At 74.3% G+C, this 16153-nt stretch carries 13 protein-coding genes; 4 read left to right on the top strand and 9 right to left on the bottom strand.

Translation table 11 applies throughout. From position 1 onward, the window contains the following. Positions 1 to 57 precede the first annotated feature (57 nt). Positions 58 to 2589 carry an aminopeptidase N gene (pepN, locus tag IF29_RS0133785; protein WP_030263269.1) on the top strand — a complete coding sequence of 844 codons (2532 nt, stop codon included), beginning with the start codon at positions 58 to 60 and terminating at the stop codon, positions 2587 to 2589. Further along, positions 2586 to 3698, top strand: a complete 1113-nt coding sequence (locus IF29_RS0133780) for an amidohydrolase family protein (RefSeq protein WP_051726373.1) — start codon at positions 2586 to 2588, stop codon at positions 3696 to 3698. The genes pepN and IF29_RS0133780 overlap by 4 nt, the downstream gene beginning before the upstream one ends. Here the strand turns inward: IF29_RS0133780 and IF29_RS0133775 are convergent. Then, a complete protein-coding gene (locus tag IF29_RS0133775) occupies positions 3684 to 4436 on the bottom strand; it encodes a rhomboid-like protein (RefSeq protein WP_051726372.1) in 753 nt (250 codons plus the stop codon). The genes IF29_RS0133780 and IF29_RS0133775 overlap by 15 nt on opposite strands. A gap of 78 nt (positions 4437 to 4514) precedes the next feature. Here IF29_RS0133775 and IF29_RS0133770 point away from each other — a divergent pair, with 78 nt between their 5' ends. Both IF29_RS0133770 and IF29_RS0133765 read left to right on the top strand, forming a co-directional pair. Continuing rightward, positions 4515 to 5192 carry a uracil-DNA glycosylase gene (locus tag IF29_RS0133770; protein WP_030263256.1) on the top strand — a complete coding sequence of 226 codons (678 nt, stop codon included), beginning with the start codon at positions 4515 to 4517 and terminating at the stop codon, positions 5190 to 5192. Positions 5193 to 5388: 196 nt separating this feature from the next. Then, the gene (locus IF29_RS0133765; protein WP_157624062.1) at positions 5389 to 6402 is read left to right on the top strand and encodes an SCO1860 family LAETG-anchored protein; all 1014 of its coding nucleotides are present in this window, start codon (positions 5389 to 5391) and stop codon (positions 6400 to 6402) included. Between the two features lie 106 nt (positions 6403 to 6508). On the opposite strand, the gene IF29_RS0133755 is transcribed toward IF29_RS0133765, so the two are convergent. From IF29_RS0133755 to cobI, 8 genes are all read right to left on the bottom strand, one after another. After that, positions 6509 to 8902 carry a polysaccharide lyase 8 family protein gene (locus tag IF29_RS0133755; protein ID WP_051726370.1) on the bottom strand — a complete coding sequence of 798 codons (2394 nt, stop codon included), beginning with the start codon at positions 8900 to 8902 and terminating at the stop codon, positions 6509 to 6511. Positions 8903 to 8997: 95 nt separating this feature from the next. Then, positions 8998 to 10050, bottom strand: coding sequence for an Rv2231c family histidinol phosphate aminotransferase CobC (cobC, locus tag IF29_RS0133750; RefSeq protein WP_030263248.1), 1053 nt, complete (start codon positions 10048 to 10050; stop codon positions 8998 to 9000). After that, the gene (locus tag IF29_RS0133745; protein WP_030263244.1) at positions 10040 to 10957 is read right to left on the bottom strand and encodes a sirohydrochlorin chelatase; all 918 of its coding nucleotides are present in this window, start codon (positions 10955 to 10957) and stop codon (positions 10040 to 10042) included. Before IF29_RS0133745 ends, cobC begins: the two co-directional genes overlap by 11 nt. Beyond that, a complete protein-coding gene (locus tag IF29_RS0133740) occupies positions 10954 to 11553 on the bottom strand; it encodes a precorrin-8X methylmutase (protein WP_030263241.1) in 600 nt (199 codons plus the stop codon). The genes IF29_RS0133745 and IF29_RS0133740 overlap by 4 nt, the downstream gene beginning before the upstream one ends. After that, positions 11550 to 13247 (bottom strand): precorrin-3B C(17)-methyltransferase, encoded by a 1698-nt coding sequence (gene cobJ, locus IF29_RS0133735; protein ID WP_030263237.1) that lies wholly within the window; start codon positions 13245 to 13247, stop codon positions 11550 to 11552. The genes IF29_RS0133740 and cobJ overlap by 4 nt, the downstream gene beginning before the upstream one ends. Then, positions 13244 to 14515 carry a precorrin-6y C5,15-methyltransferase (decarboxylating) subunit CbiE gene (cbiE, locus tag IF29_RS0133730; RefSeq protein ID WP_084715366.1) on the bottom strand — a complete coding sequence of 424 codons (1272 nt, stop codon included), beginning with the start codon at positions 14513 to 14515 and terminating at the stop codon, positions 13244 to 13246. Before cbiE ends, cobJ begins: the two co-directional genes overlap by 4 nt. Continuing rightward, on the bottom strand, positions 14512 to 15366 hold the full coding sequence (gene cobM, locus IF29_RS0133725) for a precorrin-4 C(11)-methyltransferase (RefSeq protein ID WP_051726369.1): 855 nt from the start codon (positions 15364 to 15366) through the stop codon (positions 14512 to 14514). The genes cbiE and cobM overlap by 4 nt, the downstream gene beginning before the upstream one ends. Further along, positions 15363 to 16097: a precorrin-2 C(20)-methyltransferase gene (cobI, locus tag IF29_RS0133720; protein WP_030263227.1), complete on the bottom strand. Its 735-nt coding sequence runs from the start codon at positions 16095 to 16097 to the stop codon at positions 15363 to 15365. The genes cobM and cobI overlap by 4 nt, the downstream gene beginning before the upstream one ends. Positions 16098 to 16153: the final 56 nt, after the last annotated feature.

The following is a 16153-nucleotide window of genomic DNA, read 5'->3' as shown; positions in this document are numbered from 1 at the left end:
CGCGCCCCTGTCGTACTGCCTGGCTGAGGTGGGTGGGTCAATGGCAGCATGAGCTGCATGTCTGCTCTGACTCTTGCTGAAGCCGTGGAACGCCGTCGACTGTTGGAGGTCCGCAGTAGCACTGTGGACCTGGACCTGACCCAGGGGGACGAGGTCTTCGGGTCGGTGACGGTGATCCGGTTCGCCTGCACCAGCCCCGGGGCCGCCAGCTTCGTCGACGTGAAGCCGGTGACCCTGCTGCGGGCCGTGCTCAACGGGCGGGAGCTGGATCCGGCGACGCTGGTCGACGGCCGGCTCCCGCTCGACGGACTGGCCGCGGAGAACGAGCTGCTGGTCGAGGCGGTCATGGGCTACTCGCGCACCGGCGAGGGCATGCACCGGTTCGTCGACCCCGCCGACGGCGAGGCCTACGTCTACACGCAGGCGTTCCTGGACGACGGGCCGCGCTTCTTCGCCAGCTTCGACCAGCCCGACCTCAAGGCCGCCTACGAGGTGAGCGTGACGGCGCCGGAGGACTGGACCGTGGTCGCCAACAGCCTGGCCGGTCGTCAGGAGGGCGGCCGCTGGGAGTTCGCCCCCACCCCGCCGATCAGCAACTACCTGGTCGCCGTGGTCGCCGGGCCGCTGTTCACGGTGCGCTCCGAGCACGACGGCATCCCGCTCGGCCTGCACTGCCGGCGCTCGCTCGCCCCCTACCTGGAGGCCGACGCCGAGGAGATGCTGGACACCACCCGACGCAGCTTCGACCACTACCACCGGGTCTTCGACCAGCGTTACCCCTTCGACTCCTACGACCAGTGCTTCGTCCCGGAGTTCAACGCCGGGGCGATGGAGAACCCCGGCTGCGTGACCTTCCGCGACGAGTTCGTGTTCCGCTCCGCGGTCACCGACACCGAGCGCGAGGAGCGCGCCATCGTGATCGCCCACGAGATGGCGCACATGTGGTTCGGCGACCTGGTCACCATGCGCTGGTGGGACGACCTGTGGCTGAACGAGTCCTTCGCCGAGTTCCTGGCCTACACGGTGGTCTCCGAGTCCACCCGCTTCACCGGTGCCTGGACCGGCTTCGCCGCCGCCCGCAAGTCCTGGGGCTACGACGCCGACCAGCGCCCCTCGACCCACCCGGTGGCCCCCGAGAGCGTGGACGACACCGCGGAGGCGCTGCAGAACTTCGACGGCATCTCCTACTCCAAGGGCGCCGCGGCGCTGCGTCAGCTGGTCGGCTGGCTGGGCGAGGAGGCCTTCTTCAAGGGCGTCAACTCCTACTTCCAGCAGCACGCCTTCGGCAACGCCGCGCTCGCCGACCTGCTCCAGGCACTGGCCGCGAGCAGCGGCCGGGACGTGCACGCCTGGGCCGAGCGCTGGCTGCGCACCACCGGGGTGGACACCCTGCGGGTCGAGCCGGCTGAGACGGGGGAGGACAGCGGCGGACGGGGCGGCGCCCGGATCCGGCACACCTCGGCCGACGGCCAGCTGCGCCCGCTGCTGATCACCGCGGCCACCTACGAGCGCGCCGCCGACGGCCACCTGGTGCTGCGGGCCCGCCGCCCGCTGGACCTGCCGGCCGAGCCCGAGCACGAGCTGGACAGTGTCGGCGCGGGCGACCCCGACCTGCTGCTGCTCAACGACACCGACCTCGGCTTCGTCAAGATCCGTCTGGACGACCGCTCCTGGCGGACCGTCACCGAGTCGCTGGGCGGCGTCCCGGAGGAGCTGGCGCGGGCGGTGCTGTGGGGCGCGGCCAGGGACATGGTGCGCGACGGCGAGCTGGACCCGGAGGGCTACCTGGAGCTGGTCGCGGCGCACCTGCCGGGGGAGGCCTCCGCGCACCTGGTCCAGTCGGTGCTCGGCTTCTCCCGGAGCACCGTCGCCGACCAGTACCTGACGCCGGACCGGCGTCCGGCCGGGCTGGGGCTGCTGGCCGGGGTCGGCCGGGACCTGCTGCGCCGGACCGAGGGCGGCCCCGACGACGTGACCGGGCTGCGGCTGCTCGCCGTCCGCAGCCTGATCGCCTCCTCGTCCACCCCGGCCGAGCTGGCCGTGCTGCAGTCCTGGCGCGAGGAGGGCGGGGTGCCCGGCGGCCCGCTGCTGGACCCCGAGCTGAGCTGGCAGCTGCTGCTGCGGCTGTGCGTGCTGGGGGCGGCCGGCGAGGCCGAGATCGCCGCCGAGCTGGTCCGGGACACCAGTGCCACCGGGCTGGAGGGCGCCGCCCGCTGCCGCGCGGCGCTGCCCGACCCGGCGGCCAAGGAGGCCGCCTGGACGGCGCTGTTCGACAGCGACCTGTCCAACTACCTGATCGCCGCGACCGCCCAGGGCTTCTGGCAGCCGGAGCAGCACGAGCTGCTGGGCGACCTGCCGCAGCGCTACTTCGAGGCCGTGGTCGACACCGCGCAGCGGCGCGGGCCCGCGGTCGGACGGCTGCTCTCGCGCTACGGATTCCCGGCGTACCACGCCACCGAGGAGACCGTGGCGGCCGCGGAGACCTGCCTGGCCAGGACGGATCTCACCGCGGCGCTGCGGCGCGGGCTGGTGGACCAGGTGGACGACCTGCGCCGCGCGGTGCGGGCACGCCAGGCCGCGGCCAAGTGAGCGCGACCCAGGAGCGGCCGGCGGAGCCGCAGCCGCTGCACCTCAGGGGCCGGATCCTGGTCGGCCCCGAGGAGGTGCGGGACGAGCTCTGGGTGGTCGGCGGCCGGGTGACCTTCTCCCGGCCGCCGGGCGCGGCCGAGGCCGGCACGGTCGACGGCTGGGTGCTGCCGGGGCTGGTGGACGCGCACTGCCACGTCGGCCTGGACGGCCACGGCGCGGTGGACCGGGAGACGGCGGAGAAGCAGGCGCTGACGGACCGTGGGGCGGGGGCGCTGCTGCTGCGCGACGCCGGCTCGCCGTCCGACACCCGCTGGATCGACGACCGGGACGACCTGCCCCGGATCATCAGGGCCGGGCGGCACATCGCCCGTACCCGACGCTACATCCGCAACTACGCCCATGAGATCGAGCCCGGGGACCTCGCCGCCTACGTCCGCCAGGAGGCGCGGCGCGGCGACGGCTGGGTGAAGCTGGTGGGCGACTGGATCGACCGGGAGACCGGGGACCTGGCACCCTGCTGGCCACGCTGGGCCCTGGACGAGGCGATGGCCGCCGCCCATGCCGAGGGGGCCCGGGTCACCGCGCACTGCTTCGCCGAGGAGTCGCTGGCCGACCTGGTGGAAGCCGGGATCGACTGCGTGGAGCATGCGACCGGTCTCACCGAGGAGACGCTGCCGCTGTTCGCCGAGCGGGGGGTGGCGATCGTCCCGACCCTGGTCAACATCGCCACCTTCCCCGGGATCGCGGGCGCCGCCGAGGGCAAGTTCCCGGCCTACGCCCGGCACATGAGGGAACTGCACCGGCGCCGCCACGCCACCGTCGGGGCCGCCTACGACGCGGGCATCCCGGTCTTCGTGGGCACCGACGCGGGCGGCTCGCTGCCGCACGGCCTGGTGGCGGACGAGGTGGCCGAACTGGTGCTGGCCGGACTGCCGCCGCTGGCCGCGCTGGCGGCGGCGAGCTGGTCCGCCCGGGAGTGGCTGGGCCGCCCCGGACTGACCGAGGGCGCCCCGGCCGACCTGCTGGTGCTCCGCGAGGACCCGCGCGCCGACGTACGGGCGCTGGCGGATCCGCTGGCGGTGGTGCTGCGGGGCTCAGTGGTCGGCTGAGCGATCGGACGAACGGCCGGACGAACGGTGGAGCAGGCCGCGCAGCCAGCCGGCCGGCTTCGACCGGGTCGGGTCCCAGCGCTCGCCCCGGCCCCGGGTCAGCGGGTAGCAGGCGAGGCCGAGCAGGGCGGCGGTGAGGTGGCCGACGTCGGTGAAGGTGCGGCCGTGCACCAGGGCCGAGCCGTACCAGAGCAGCACCGCCGCCAGGTAGATCCAGCGCCAGGGGGCGGTGATCCGGTAGAAGAGGATGGCCTGGATCCCGGCCAGCGCGTAACTGACGCCCACGTCAAGGGTGTTGACTGCGGACTGGGGAGCCCGGCCCTGGTGGATGGCCCAGTAGAGGACGCCCTCGCTGATGTAGGTGGCGCCGACGTGGGCGACGGCCAGCGCGAGCAGCCAGCGCCAGGTGCCGAGCCAGCGCTCGGCGGGGACGTGGAAGAGGGTGTAGATCACGGCGTAGGAGATCCAGGTCCCGCCGTCCAGCCAGAACGCGCTGGCGATCAGCACCCGGACCGGGTCGGTGGCGAGCTGGTGCAGATTGGTGGAGCGCTGGCGCAGGAAGTGCTCCTGGAACTCCGGGCTCATCCGGTGCATGGCCACGGTGGTGACGAACAGGGCCAGCAGCCAGAGGTGCGTGCCGGGCGCGCGGCGGAGGTACGCCCAGGCGGCGGTCCGGGCCCGGGCGAGGTGGTGCGGGGGCTCCGGGACGGGGCGTGCCGGGACCGGCTGCGCGTTCATGGGGTGATTCTGTCCTGTTTGATGGGGTTTGTCGCGCGCGTGGAGCGGAGGGCGCGTATGGCATTAGAGTGACGCACCATGGCCGCACGTCCCTTGCATGAGATCGTCGAGCCCGGCTGGGCCAAGGCGTTGGAGCCGGTCGCCGGGCAGGTCGCCGCGATGGGCGACTTCCTCCGCGCGGAGATCGCCGCCGGGCGCGGCTACCTGCCGCCGGGACCGCAGGTGCTGCGCGCGTTCCAGCAGCCGTTCGACCAGGTCCGGGTGCTGATCGTGGGTCAGGACCCCTATCCCACGCCGGGGCACGCGGTGGGCCTGTCGTTCTCGGTGGCGCCCGAGGTGCGGCCGCTGCCGGGCAGCCTGGTCAACATCTTCCAGGAGTACCAGCAGGACCTGGGGCTGCCCGCACCCGGCAGCGGCGATCTGACGCCGTGGACCGAGCAGGGGGTGCTGCTGCTCAACCGGTCGCTGACCACCGCGCCGCGCAACCCCAACGCCCACCGCGACAAGGGCTGGGAGGCCGTCACCGAGCAGGCGATCCGGGCGCTGGTCGAGCGCGGACCGGCGCTGGTGGCCATCCTCTGGGGGCGTGACGCCCGCAATCTGCGCCCGCTGCTGGGGCCCGCGCCGTGTCTGGAGGCGCCGCACCCCAGCCCCCGCTCGGCGGACCGGGGCTTCTTCGGCTCCCGCCCGTTCAGCAGGGCCAATGAGCTGCTGGTACGGCAGGGCGCGCAGCCGATTGACTGGCGCCTGCCCTGAACTGGTGGGACTCCAGCGACACCTGAGGTTCTGTCACTCGTTCGGGTGAACACACTCCGTGTGCCTCCAGAGTGACGCACGGTTCGTAAGGATAGGCCGCATCCACGATTGTGTCCGGGCGCTCCGCAACTGGGGGTGAGCGCCCGGTCCTTTCCCATTGCTGTCTGTGATCGACGAACACCTGTGGGGGCTTCACATGATGACCATCCGCCGCACCGGTTCCGCCCTCGGTGCCTTACTCGCCGTCTCCCTGCTCGCGGCGGCCCAGCCCGCCCGCGCCGACGGCTCCGGCGGCTCCGGGTGGGGTACGGCGTCGGCCACCACCGCCGGGCTGTCGCTGGACGTCAGGCTGATCAACGGCGCCGTGGACATCCCGGTGGACCTGACGCTGAACGCGGTGCACGCGCCGAAGAGCGTCGACGGCTCGATGCTGACGACGACCATCGGCGGCGTCGACCAGGGCCGGCAGCTGACCCTGCTCGACGCGACCCTGGGCCACAGCGCGGCCACCGTGGACAGGCACGGCGCCCATGCCGAGGTCGACCTGGTAAAGGCCAACCTCAGCCTGCCCGGGCTGCTCACCCAGCTGGTGGGCCTCAAGGAGGTGCACGCCACGGCGGACTGCCCGGTCGGCGGGCGGCCCAGCGCGGACGTCAACATCCTGGGGACGCTCAGCGTGCTGGGCAGGGGGGTTTCGCTGAGCGCGACCGGACCGACCAGGGTCAGCGTTCCCGGTATCGGGATAGTCGACCTGGAGCTGTCCAAGAAGACGGTGACCTCCACCACGGCGGCCGCCACCGCGCTGGAGCTCAACGTCCATGTCAATCCGCTGAACCTGAATGTCGCCGAGGTGACCGGCACGGTCGAGCTCGCGGCCGTGCACTGCACCGAGGGAAAGGGGGACGGCTCGTCGGCCCCGTCGAGCTCGGCATCCGCCTCCGGCCCGGCCTCCGGATCGTCCGCGCCGAGCAGCTCCGCCGCGTCGAGCGGTGCCGCGCTGCCCCCGCCGCCGCAGGCCTCCGCCTCGTCGGCGGGCTCGGCGGCGGCCGGCTCCCCGGCTGCGGCCACCCCGGCCGCTGCCACCACCAATCTCGCGGAGACCGGCGGCGGCAGTCAGACCCCGATGATCGCCGGTGCCGCGCTGGTGCTGGTCGGCGCCGGTGCCGCGGCCGTGGGGACGACCCGTCGGCGGCGGCGTCGGCAGCACTGAGCCGGGGCGGGGTGGGCCGCCGGTCAGGACAGGTGCACCGTCCTGGAGGTGCCGGGGAGGCCCTGGGTGAGGTCCAGGGTGACCACCGGGGCGGCGCCCTGCAGGTTCACGGTGACCCCCGGTCGTCGCTGAAGCCGCGACGGTAGCGGGGCCGGTCGGACAGGGTGACGGTCAGTGAGGTCTGGGTGCAGGTCGGGTCGCTGACCGCCAGGGTCAGCCGGCCGCCGTGCTCCCGGAACAGGACCGACGCCGGGCCGCTGACGCCCACGGAGGGGAGGGCGCCGGCGGTGAAGAAGTTGGCGGCGGTGAGGTTGTTGCGGCCCGATCGGATCGCCTGCAGGGCGGGGGTGTTCGCCAGGACGGCGACGTCCGGGTGCCCGGCCCTGCGGGCGGTCTCCGACGCGCTCGCTCCCGGCAGCAGCAGATAGACGTAGCTGCCGCCGCTGGGGTCGATGCCGTGGTCGAGCCAGAGGGTGGCGTAGCTGTTGGTGTAGGGCGTGGTGGTGCCGCCGGTGCTGGGCCCGTTGTCGATGGCGGCCCAGGTGCCGGTGCGCTGTTCGCGCAGGGCGCGCAGGGTGGCGCCGGGGGCGGAGTCCGCGGGCAGGACGTAGCCGCCGACGCCTTCCAGATGGGCCCAGCCCGCGGCCGGGAAGCTGCCGGACCAGCCCGCGGTGGTGGGGGTGGACCGGCCGTTGACGGTCAGTCGGTTCCGGCCCGAGGCGTGCAGGTTGCGGTTCTCCAGGGTGGTCTCCACGGTGTGGCCGGAGCTTCCGGTGATCCCCGCGCCGAGCGCCACCACGCAGTCGTCCAGGCAGAACCAGGACTTCCTGGCCCGCAGTGGCGAGCCGTAGGGGACCAGGTCGAGGCCGACCGCGCCCCAGGCGCCGTCCAGCACCGCGCCGCCGGACCAGGTGGTGGGCGGCAGCGTGCCGTTGCCGGCGCTGGGGGCCAGCGGCAGGGTGTCGGCGGTGACGCCGGGCAGCCTGGTGCAGTCCACGGTGGGCCAGTAGGCGTCGGTGTAGTGGCCGTTGTCGTCGTTGTAGAGGTAGGTCGCGCCGTCGCCGGTGTGCCAGCCGCGCTGGTTCTCGCCGTTGATGGCCTCCAGCCGGGCGATCCTGCTGCTGGACAGGCCCACCGTCCAGGCCCAGCCGGGGCGGCGGTGCACCGCGCGTTCGATCGAGGGCTGCTGGACGTGGTTCGGACCCTGGCCGACCGCGTGCACCTTGGTGTCGTCCAGCACGGACTTCACCAGGGCCATCCGCGCCGGGGTGGCCGACGCCCGGATGCCGGCGAAGGTCTCGCGCTCGATCCAGCCCTTGCACAGCGCCTTCCAGCGCTTCTGCTGGTCCCGGGAGCCGACCAGGATCAGCCGGAGGATCGACTCGGTGATGGAGTGCCCGGCGTCGTGGTCGGTCTCGCCCTGACGGGACAGGAAGCGGCCGCGGACCACGTCCATCACCAGTCCGTCGTACATGAACGGCGCGTAGGTGAGGTCCACCGAGTCCAGGATGACCGCGAACTGGGGGTCGTCGATCGGCCAGCTGGAGCCGTTGAGCAGCAGCGAGAGCTGGCTGAGGTCGTCCAGCAGCACGTAGGAGTAGTGGCCGTTGTAGGGGATGGTGCCGTGCTGGATGTAGCCGCCGTCGCGGTAGTAGCCGTCCGAGGTGGTGACGTAGGGGTAGATGTCGGAGAGCTTGTCGCGGCCGAGGGCTATCAGGTCGCCGTCCTTGGCGAGGATGCCGCGCAGGATGGTGATCTGGCACATGTCGGAGCGGTTGGCGCCGGTGGTGAGCACGGTGCCGGACTGCTGGTGGGTGGGGTCGGGCACGAAGTGGGCCACGGTGGCGAGGTAGGAGGCCAGGTCGGTGGCGGGGACCTGGCTGCCGAGCACCGCGCAGGCGTTGACCAGGGCCTGCGGTGCGCCGATCTCCCAGTGGTACCAGTTGCCGACCTCGGCGGAGGACGGCTTGTAGTAGGCCGAGCCGATCAGCTGCAGTGCGGCGACCAGGCGGGTGGCGACGGCGGCGTCCTGGTAGTGGGCCGAGCCCGGGGTGGCCCAGGCGATGGCGGTGTCGCGGATCCGGTAGTAGGTGCCGCTGGCGTTCTCCACCTGGGTGAACGGCAGGTCGGTGTAGACGGACGCCGGGGTGGCCGAGTTGTCGTAGAGCGCGATGTCGGCCGCGGCGATGGCGTCGATGGTGGCGATGGCCGCCGCGTAGTCGGGGTCGGTCGGGTCGACGGCGCTGCCGCCGGTGAGGATGTCCGACCAGACGCCGCGGAGCTGGTCGAAGGCGTCGGCGGCGTCGGCGGTGGTGTCGGCGCCGGCACCGGCCGGCGTTCCGGCTCCGGTGGCGCCGGGTGCCACCGCCGCGGTGGGGGTCGCGGCGGTGGCCGTCCCGGTGGCGCCGGCTCCGAGCAGTGCGGCTCCGGTCACGGCGGCGCCGGCGCCGAGGAAGCGGCGGCGGCGCAGTGGTGCGGCGAGGGGCGTGCTGTCGTCCATGCGGGCGTCCTCGGTGACGTCGGGTCAGGTGTGAGGACATGACACGCCGCCCATCCGGCCGAGTCAAGATGCTGGACAAAGTTCAAGTATGTGAATCAGAGTTGAAGGGCCGTCAGTGCCTCGAAGAAGGCGTCCAGGGTGGCCTTGTCGCGCACCGCGATCCGCAGCCAGTCGGGCCCCAGACCTGGGAAGGTGTCCCCCCGCCTGACCGCGAACCCGGTGCCGCGCAGCCGCTCCCGTACGCCGGCGGCGCCGGCCATCCGAATGAGTACGAACGATGCAGCGGGCTGACCGTAGGTCCGAATGCTGGGCAGTTCCGCCAGTCGGGAGAGCAGGTAGTCCCGGTCCTCGGCGGTGGCCCGGGCGGCTGCCTCCGCCTCGGCCAGCGCGGCCGGGGTGCTGCACGCCTCGGCGGCGACCAGGGCCGGGGTCGAGACCGGCCACAGCGGCTGGGCCGCCGACAGGGCGTCGATCATCGCGGCGGCGGCCAGGACGTAGCCGATGCGCAGCCCGGCCAGGCCCCAGGTCTTGGTGAGGCTGCGCAGCACCACCACACCCGGCAGGTCCCGCCGTCCGGCCAGGCTCTCCGCCTCGCCCGGGACGGTGTCCGCGAAGGCCTCGTCCACCACCAGGGTCCGCCCGGGGCGGGCCAGCGCCGCCAGGTCGGCGGCCGGGTGCAGGATCGAGGTCGGGTTGGTCGGGTTGCCGACCACCACCAGGTCGGCGTCGGCGGGGACGGCCGCCGGGTCGAGCCGGAAGCCGTTCCTGGGGCGGAGCACCAGCCGCTCCACCGGGTGTCCGGCGTCGCGCAGCGCCGCCTCCGGCTCGGTGAACTGCGGGTGCACCACAACCGCCCGGCGCGGCTTGAGGGTTCGCGCCAGCAGCACGAACGCCTCGGCTGCGCCCGAGGTCAGCAGGGTCTCGCCGTCGGGACGCCGGTGCCGCCGGGCGACGGCCGCGCGGGCGGCCCGTCCGTCGGGGTAGGCGGCCAGGCCGCCCAGGGTGTCCGCCAGCCGCTGCCGCAGCCACGGCGGCGGAGTACCGGCCCGCACGTTCACCGCCAGGTCGACCAGGCCGCCGCCGACCTCGGCGTCGCCGTGGTGGCGCAGGTAGCGATGGTCCGGGCGGCCGTCCCGATCAGTGGACATGCGTGTGCGAGCCGGACCCGTGGTCGTGTGAAGGGCCGTGCGACGAGCCGTGTGAAGGATCGTCAGGGTGGTGGTGCGGGCGCTGCGCCGCACCGACGCGGTCCTCGAAACCAGGCATGGCGACACGATAGACGCAGGTGTCACAGTTCATCCGGAGATCTCCGGCAAGTGCCTCCCGGTAGCGGGCCAGGACCAGTTCGGCCAACTCCTCGGTGGGGCCCATCACGGCGGCCTGGCGCAGGTCGGTGTCCGGGTGCGCGGCGGCCCAGTCGGCGGCCTGCTGTTCCACCCGTTCGGGGAGGATGCCGGTGAACAGGAAGTAGGGCAGCACCACGATCCGCCGGGCGCCGAGCAGCCGGCAGCGGGTCAGCCCGGACGGGACGTCGGGCGCGGCGAGCGAGACGAACGCGGTCTCCACCCCGGCCAGGCCCCGGCCCTCCCAGAGCAGTCGGGCCACCTTGACGACCTCGGCGTTGGCGTCCGGGTCGGTGGAGCCCCGACCGACCAGCAGCACGGTGGTGTCGGCACGCTCCTCGGGCGCCAGCACCTCGTCCAACCGCCGCTCCAGGACGGTCAGCAGGGCCGGGTGCGGGCCCAGCGGGCGGCCGTAGGAGAAGGAGGTGCCGGGGTGGCGCTCGCGCTCGCGGACCAGGGCGGCCGGGATGTCGCCCTTGGCGTGTCCGGCGGAGACCAGCACCAGCGGGACCGCGGCGAAGCGGCGGGCCCCGGCCTCGACCAGTTCGGCGACGGCGTCGGCCAGCGGCGGCGGGGACAGCTCGATGAAGCCGCCGCCGACCGGGGTGTCCGGGAGCCGGTCGCGCAGCCCGGCGACGAAGGAGCGGAACGCCTCGGCGCCGGCCTCGTCGCGGGTGCCGTGGCCGACGATGAGCAGGGCAGGGGGTGTCACTGGGGGGACTCCTCGTAGAGATCCGGGTAGAGCAGGGCGTTGGCGGCGGCCGCGGCGACCGCCGAACCGCCCTTCTCGGAGATGTTGCTGACGGCCGGCAGCCCGGAGGCGCGCAGCGCCGCCTTGGACTCGGCGGCGCCGACGAAGCCCACCGGCAGGCCGATGACCAGCGCCGGACGGGCGTCCAGCAGCAGCAGTTCCTCCAGTGCGGTCGGGGCGCAGCCGATCACCCACACCGCCCCGTGGCCGACCTCCTCCAGGGCCAGCCGGACGGCGGCCGCGGAGCGGGTCAGCCCGGTGGCCGGGTCGCCCTTGGCGTCGCCGAGCCGGCACAGCGCCCGGCGGGTGGTGATGCCGGCGGCGACCATCTGCACGTCGGCCACCAGCGGCGCTCCGGCCGCCAGCGCGTCGGCGGCGGCGCGCAGCACCGTCTCGTCGGCGATCACCAGGTCGTCCAGGTAGGCGAGGTCGGCGCTGGAGTGCACCACCCGCTCGGCCACGGCCCGGGTGAGCGGCGGGAGATGGCTGGTGTCGGCCCTGGCGCGGAGGCGACGGTAGGACTCGCGTTCGATGGGGTGGACCTGGCGCGCCGTCATGACTGCCACCGGTAGCCGCGCGGGGTGACCATCCGGCCCGCGACCGTGCGCGAGGCGGTGTTGCCGACCACCACGACGGTGGTCATGTCGACGGTGGTGACGTCCAGTTCGGCCAGGGTGGTGACGGTGTGCCACTCGTCGGCGCGGGAGATCGCATGGGCGACCCCGACCGGGGTGTCCGGCCTTCGGTGCTCGGCCAGCAGCGACAGCGCCTTGGGGAGCTGCCAGTCCCGGCCCCGGCTGCGCGGGTTGTAGAAGGTGACCACCAGGTCGGCCTCGGCCGCGGCGCGGACCCGGCGCTCGATGACCTCCCAGGGGGTGTGCAGGTCGGAGAGGCTGATCGAGACGTGGTCGTGCCCCAGCGGCGCGCCCAGCAGCGAGGAGGCGGCCAGCGCGGCGGTGACCCCGGGGACGCCGACCACGTCGATGTCCGGGCCGGCCTCGGCCAGTGCGGGGGAGGCCATGGCGTAGACGCCCGCGTCGCCGCTGCCGATCAGGGCGACGGCATGGCCCTGCTCGGCCAGGCGTACGGCGCTGCGGGCGCGCTCCTCCTCGGCGCCGAGGCCGGTGGCCTCGATCCGGGTGCCGGGGCGCAGCAGGTCGCGGATCTGGTCGACGTACTGGTCCAGGCCGACGATCACCGACGCCCGGCGCAGTTCCTCGCGCGCCCGCGGGGTGAGCAGGTCGCGCGCCCCTGGGCCGAGCCCGACCAGCGCCAGACGTCCGCGCGGCGACTTGCGGACCACGGCGACGGTGGCCATCGCGGCCCGGCCCTCGGGGGCGGACTTCCGCTTGGGCACCAGCAGTTCGCCGCCGCCGAGCAGCGCCGCCGCCTCGGCCACGCTGGGCGTGCCGACGGCCGCCTGCGGGGCGGGCGAGGGGTTGGGGACGGCGACGGCGGCGAGCGCCTCGGCGGGGTGGGCGACCAGGTCCACGCCGAGGGCGGCGGCGGCCGCGAGCAGCCCTGGCTCGTCGGCTTTGGCGTCCACGGTGGCCAGGTAGCTGACGGAGTGCCGGCTCAGCCCGGCGTCGGCGAGGGCCGCCTCGACCAGCCCGAGCACCTCCTCGGCCGGGGCGCCGCGGCTGGCGCCGACGCCGACGATCAGGCTGCGCGGACGCAGCGTCACCGTCGCTGGCCCGGCGGCCTCGTCGATGCGGTCGCTGATGACGACCACCGGTGCCTCCGACGGTGCGTCAGGCGTCAGGTTCGGCGGCAGGGCGGGCAGCGGGTGGACCGCGTCGGACACCAGCCGGACCGGCGCGCCGTCCAGCAGCGCGCGGCTCACCGCGGCGAGTTCACCCTCGACGTGCAGTCCGAGGGTGTCCAGGCCGGGCAGGCCCACCGCGTCGGTGGCGGTGGTCAGCACCGGCTGCGCGTCCAGGGCTTCGGCGACCCGCTCGGCCAGCCGGTTGGCGCCGCCGTCATGGCCGCCGACGAGCGACACCGCGAAGTGCCGGGCCTCGTCCACGCAGACCACCCCGGGGTCGCCGTGCTTGTCCGCCAGCAGCGGGGCGATCAGCCGCACGGTGGCGCCGGTGGCCAGGAAGCACACCAGCTGCTCGCACTCGGCCCAGGCCCGGGCCACCGAGGCGGCGACGGTGTCCTCCTGGTAGAGGGTGCAGCCGCCCAGCGCTCCGGCGAGTTCGACGGCGGCCGAGCGGCCGGCCGACGTCGCTGCGATCAAGCCGATCACTGTTCATCTCCTGACGATGGATCAAGTCGGTTGCCCCAGAGGACGAAAACCGGATTGGTGGCGGCCAGGCGGACCACTCCGCCAGGCAGCGGGGCCAGCCGTGACGACTGCAGCTGCACGCCCTCGGCGGTGAAGCCCGCTGCGAGGAGTGCGGCCCGCACGGCTGGGATCCGGTCCAGCGCGGCCAGCGTCACCACCACGGTGCGCCGGGCGCGCTCGGCGCAGGCGGCCACGATCTCCGGCAGATCCGTGCCGCCGCCGCCGACGAACACCGCGTCGGGCTCCGGGAGTTCGGCGAGGGCATCCGGGGCGGCCCCGTGTACCACGAGTACATCGAGACCATGCGCCGCTGCGTTTGCGGTGACCCGCTGCACTCCGTCCGCTGCCTTCTCGACCGCGACCACGGCCGCGCCGAGCCGGGCGCACTCGACGGCCACCGAGCCGCTGCCCGCGCCCACGTCCCAGACCAGCTCGCCCAGCCGCGGTCCGAGTCGGGCCAGGGCGAGGGCACGGACCTCGGCCTTGGTGACCATGGAGTCGCGGTGCTCGAAGGCGTCCTCGGGCAGTCCCCAGCCGCCCTCGGCGGCGTCAGCGCCCCCGGCGACGGCACGCATCGCACCGGGGCGCTCGGCGCCGGGGCCCAGGCTGAGCACCACATGGACGCCGGGCCAGTCCCGCGCAGCGGCCTGTTCCGGCGTCACCTCCTCGATCCGCTCGCTGTCGGCGCCGAGGTCGGCCGCCACCAGCAGCCGGCGCCGCAGCCCGGGGACGGCGGCCAGCGCCGCCCCGATCTCAGCGGGCCCGGCGCCGGGCGCGGTCAGCACGGCGACCTTGCGGTGCGCCCGGCAGACGTTCAGCGCGGTACGCGGGTCACGGCCGTGGGCGCTCACCACCACCGCGTCGTCCCAGGGCAGACCCACCCGGGCGAAGGCCTCCGCGACGCTGCTGACGCCGGGTCGGACGTCCAGCGCCTCCGGGCCGAAGCGTTCCGCCAGGGCGCGGACGATGCCGAAGAAGCCCGGATCGCCGGAGGCCAGCACCACGACCGGACCGGCGCCGTCGTCGAGCGCGTCGGCCACCGCGTCCAGGGCCGGTGCCAGCGGACCGAGCGCCACCGCCCGCTCCGGCGGTACCCCGGCGGCGTCCAGGTGCCGCCGCGCGCCCAGCACCAGCCCGGCGCCGGCGACCAGCGCGGCGTGCGCCGCGGCCTGCCCGGCACCGAGGACGGTGATGCGGTGCCGGAACGGGCGCCGGTGCCGGTCCGTCACGAGGCGCCGCTGCCGCGCAGGGCGCGCCGGGCCGCCGGGTCGGCCTTGCGGAAGGTGTGGAAGTGGCCGGGGTGGTAGAGGTGCGACCGGGTCCCGGTCGCCGCCAGCGCCGGGCCGACCAGGAACAGCGTGTGCTTCCACAGCCGGTGCTCCTTGACGGTCGCCTCCAGCGTCTCCAGCGTGCCGTAGAGCACCAGCTCGTCCGGCCAGGTCGCCTGGTAGGCGACCACGACCGGGGTGTCCAGCGGGTAGCCGCCCGCGGTCAGCTCCTCCACCAGCTGCTTGGTGCGTGCGGCGGAGAGGAAGACCGCCATGGTGGTGCCGTGCCGGGCGAAGTCGCGCACCTCCTCGCCGGGCGGCATCGGGGTCTTGCCCCCGCCGAGCCGGGTCAGGATGACGCTCTGGGCCACCTCGGGGATGGTCAGTTCGCGTTGGGCGATGGCGGCGACGGCGGAGAAGGAGGAGACGCCGGGGACGATCTCGGTCTCCAGGCCCAGCTCCCGGCAGCGGTCCAGCTGCTCCTGGACCGCGCCCCACAGCGAGGGGTCCCCGGAGTGGATCCTGGCCACCCGGCGGCCCTGTTCGGCGGCGCGCCGGTACTCCGCCAGCACGTCCTCCATCGGGACCAGCGAGGAGTCCAGGATCACGGCGTCCTCGCGGGCGTGCTCCAACACCTCGGCCTGGACCAGGCTGGCGGCCCAGATCACGGTGTCCGCCTCGGCGATGGCCCGGGCCGCGCGGAAGGTGAGCAGATCGGCCGCGCCGGGGCCGGCGCCGACGAAGGTGACCTTGCCGGTGCTGCCGGTGCTGCCGGCGGTGCCGTTGTCGGAAGTCGCAGCGGTACCGGTCACAGCTTGCCTCCACGGCGGGTGCGGGTCGCGGGCGCGATCAGGGTCGAGAGGTAGGGCAGCGGTCCGGTCAGCGGGTGTCCGGCCGGACGGATCTGCTCGTCCGGCAGGCCCAGCGCGGACCCCCAGACGGCGCTGCTGTCCCGGCCGGTGTCCCGCAGCGCGGCGGCGACCTGCTCGGCCAGCCGTCCGAACTTGTAGGCGACCACGGTGCCGGGCCCGGCCAGGGCGTCCCGCAGCACCTCCGCGCCGGCGGTCACCGGGACCAGCGTCAGCGGCTCGGTCCCCTCGGCCAGCACGGTGCCGCTGCGCGCGGCCAGGTCCTGCATCGCGGTGATGCCGGGGACGGTCTCCACCACCAGGCCGGGGACCAGCGGCGCCAGGGTCTGCGCGAGGTAGGTGAAGGTCGAGTAGACATTGGGGTCGCCGATGGTGGCGAAGGCGACGCTGCCGTGCTCCCGCAGCAGCTCGGCGACCCGGGCACCGGCCGCGTCCCAGGCGGCCTCACGGCGGGCCCGGTCCTCGCGCTCGTTCAGGGCGAAGACCACCCGCTCGACCTTGGCCGCGGCACCGGCGACATGGTGCAGCACCGTCGCCTCGGCCCGTCCGGTCTCGCCGCTGTCCAGCACCGGCACGACCACCACGGCGGCCTCGCGCAGCACCCGGACCGCCTTGACGGTGACCAGTTCCGGATCGCCGGGACCCATCCCCACCCCGGTCAGTCGCGGCGTCACCACGGTGCGGGCAGGCGGCAGGGCACAGGGGCGCAGCAGCGCATGGCAGTAGTCCT

Source organism: Streptacidiphilus jeojiense, assembly GCF_000719095.1.
Lineage (GTDB): Bacteria > Actinomycetota > Actinomycetes > Streptomycetales > Streptomycetaceae > Streptacidiphilus > Streptacidiphilus jeojiensis.
This window is presented reverse-complemented; position numbering and strand designations above follow the sequence as displayed.